3 protein-coding genes and 1 rRNA gene are annotated in these 2,609 nt (G+C 28.2%); all 4 read right to left on the bottom strand.

Annotated features, from left to right (window positions below; genetic code table 11):
- Positions 1 to 64 (bottom strand): 16S ribosomal RNA (locus IDG60_RS10795); the annotation flags it as partial.
- A gap of 741 nt (positions 65 to 805) precedes the next feature.
- Positions 806 to 1,276, bottom strand: coding sequence for a peroxide-responsive transcriptional repressor PerR (gene perR / locus IDG60_RS10790; RefSeq protein WP_000110012.1), 471 nt, complete (start codon positions 1,274 to 1,276; stop codon positions 806 to 808).
- A gap of 96 nt (positions 1,277 to 1,372) precedes the next feature.
- Positions 1,373 to 2,323, bottom strand: coding sequence for a phosphoglycerate dehydrogenase (locus tag IDG60_RS10785; RefSeq protein ID WP_000869446.1), 951 nt, complete (start codon positions 2,321 to 2,323; stop codon positions 1,373 to 1,375).
- Positions 2,324 to 2,328: 5 nt separating this feature from the next.
- Positions 2,329 to 2,609, bottom strand: a 281-nt coding sequence (locus IDG60_RS10780; protein ID WP_206160686.1) for a peroxiredoxin, incomplete at its 5' end; no start/stop codon positions are given.

The following is a 2,609-nucleotide window of genomic DNA, read 5'->3' as shown; positions in this document are numbered from 1 at the left end:
CGACTTGCATGTATTAGGCACGCCGCCAGCGTTCATCCTGAGCCAGGATCAAACTCTCCATAAAAATTATGATGTTTGATTAGCTCATAAATACTAAATAATGTTTGTAACTTATAGTTACGTTTTTGGAATTAACGTTGACATATTGTCATTCAGTTTTCAATGTTCGTTTGTCACTTACAACATTTAATTATAACTCGTAAGTTTTTGTAAGTCAAGAATTATTTTTAATTATTTTATTTCTAAAAAATAAATTTCCTAACTCAATTAATTCAACAAATATTATTTTATTATGTATTTGTTCGAATTTCAATAGTCAAATTTACACTTTATTAATATTTTAAATCAACAACTTAAAACATTTGTTTTTTAAATATTAGTGCCGTTTGACGACTTTTATATAATATCAAGTTATTCTAGTAGAGTCAACATAAAACAACACTTATTTTTGTTTAAAAATTACTGTTGAAGGGATTATTTTCTATTCGTAAGTACTATATGTATTTAAAGTGTAATTCCTTACGCTTTTTACTTCAGTTTTACAAACAAACTTATACTCACTTTATGGATAGTTATTTAGTAGACCTTCGTTTGAATATTTTTATGTTTATTTATAAAGGGTACTAGTTATTAGTTAATACCACTTCCGTAGTTAGAATATTCTTTTCTTCAATTTAAATATTTTTCAGAATAAGCATAAAAAAGAAGTTAAACAACTTTCATGTCGTTTAACTTCTTAAATATTACACTTACTTATATGAAGTAAGCTAACGCTTTTTTAATTTGTCATACTACCAAAGTTAAATTATTTATCTTGGCATTCTTTACAAACTCCATAAATTTCCATTCGATGATGTGTTACGTCAAAGTCAGTCATATGCTGAGCTAATCTTTCAATTTCATTTAACTGTGGATATTGAAAATCAACAATCTTACCACATTGTTCACATATAATATGATAATGATTATGTGTATTAAAGTCGAATCGACTTGATGAGTCTCCATATGTTAATTCTTTTACAATTCCAATATCTTTAAACACTCTTAAGTTATTATATATTGTCGCAACACTTATATTTGGAAAATCAGGTGAAAGTGCTTGATAAATTTCATCAGCTGTTGGATGAGTATGTGAAGAAATTAAATAACGTAATATTGCTTGTCTTTGAGGTGTAATTCTTATGCCTGCTTGTCGCAATGATGCAATTGATTCTTCTAGTTCATGTTCAATTGATTCTTCTAGTTCATGTTCAATTGATTCTATTTCAACACTCATCTATATCACCATCTTTCTTATATAATAATTATTATTACTTACTATAAATATAACTGTAGTATTGCGCGCGTGTCAATATTTACATGATGATTTCATTTAATAGCCTTTTTTAGCATCAACTTCATTCTCAATTAGACCATTCTTATTGAGAAAATTAACTAGATTGTTTTTAAAAATATCTAATAAGTCATACTTTGCCTCATAATCATTACCAGTTATATGCGCTGTTATAGTTACATTTTCCAATTCATATAATTCATGATTAGGTTTCAAAGGTTCATTTTCAAACACATCTAAATATGCATGTCGAATAACTTTACTTTTTAATACTTCTATTAAGAGCGCTTCTTTAACTATGCTACCTCGTCCTATATTTATAAAAAGTGCTTCATCTTTCATTAATTCAAAATGTTTTTTCTTTAGTAAATGAATCGTTTCTTGCGTTTCTGGTAAAGCATTTATAATAATGTCAGCATTTGGTAATGTGCTTTCAAGTGATTCGATAGTATATATCTCGTCAAACTCATCTTTGTTCTGACCTGACTTGCTCAGACCAATTAAATTCATATTAAAAGCCTTTGCTAACTTCGCAGTTCTAGTAGCAATTGCACCTGTACCTAAAAATAAAACTGTTTGTCCTGATAGGCGTTTACCAGTTATTTTCGAATCATATATATGTTGTCTTTGGTTATCATATGATAGTTTCATCTTTTTATAATCATCTAAAATGAAAGCTAAAATGTATTCAGATAATTGTTTAGCTTGAACACCTTTTCCATTAGTTAAAAGTATGCCGTGATCTGCAATATAATCTAACGGTAATGTATTTACACCCGTTGCAAACCATGCAATCCATTTTAAATTCGGGCAACGTTGTAAAAATGCCTCATTGATACCGCCATCATAACCAACTAATATATCTAAATCAGCCAAGTCACTCTCAGGTATTTCTGATGCTTTTTTATAAAATTTAAAATCTAAATCTGAAAAGCGTTGTTGTAATTCAGTTTCAACTTCACGCATACGATTTAACCCAACAACTTTCATATATGTCACCCCAAAATGTTTTTAAGTTCTTCTATTTGTGTTTTAACCTTAACCTTCTCGATAACATCTAATACTTTACCTTGTTCATCTATTATAAAAGTTGTTCTTACAATACCCATACTTTCTTTGCCAAATGATTTTTTTAACTGATATACGCCTGTTTCTTTAGCTAATTTAAAATCTTCATCTACTAATAAATCGAAATTCAATCCGTGTTTCTCAATAAAATTTTGGTGTTTTTTCTTTGAATCACCGCTTATACCATATACTGCAACATCTAAATCAT

Source organism: Staphylococcus sp. EG-SA-2 (assembly GCF_017152085.1).
This window is presented reverse-complemented; position numbering and strand designations above follow the sequence as displayed.

Excerpts from the sequence above, each read along its gene's own strand:
- perR (WP_000110012.1), bottom strand. The coding sequence starts at position 1,276 with ATGAGTGTTGAAATAGAATCAATTGAACATGAACTAGAAGAATCAATT.
- IDG60_RS10785 (WP_000869446.1), bottom strand. The coding sequence starts at position 2,323 with ATGAAAGTTGTTGGGTTAAATCGTATGCGTGAAGTTGAAACTGAATTA.